At 41.6% G+C, this 209-nt stretch carries 1 protein-coding gene; it reads right to left on the bottom strand.

Going from position 1 to position 209, the window contains the following annotated elements; all coding sequences use genetic code 11:
• Window positions 1-186 (bottom strand): PKD domain-containing protein (locus tag E7X57_RS12635; RefSeq protein ID WP_210409070.1); only part of this gene is annotated, 186 nt, incomplete at its 3' end.
• Window positions 187-209: the final 23 nt, after the last annotated feature.

Below are 209 nucleotides of genomic sequence, written 5' to 3'. Positions count from 1 at the left end.
ACCAGCTGTATCATACGTATGAATTATATTCTGACTGGAGTAATCCTCGGTACCGTCAGCATCAATATCCCAGGACCATGAGGTTGCATTGGTTGAGAGATCAGTGAATGAAACAGTAAGTGGTGCATAGCCTTCAGTGACATTAGCACTGAAATCGGATACCGGAAGTATAGGAACTGATGTCACATTGATATAATTCGTCTTGACTT

The organism is Methanococcoides sp. AM1 (assembly GCF_900774055.1).
In the GTDB taxonomy this organism is placed as follows: domain Archaea; phylum Halobacteriota; class Methanosarcinia; order Methanosarcinales; family Methanosarcinaceae; genus Methanococcoides.
This window is presented reverse-complemented; position numbering and strand designations above follow the sequence as displayed.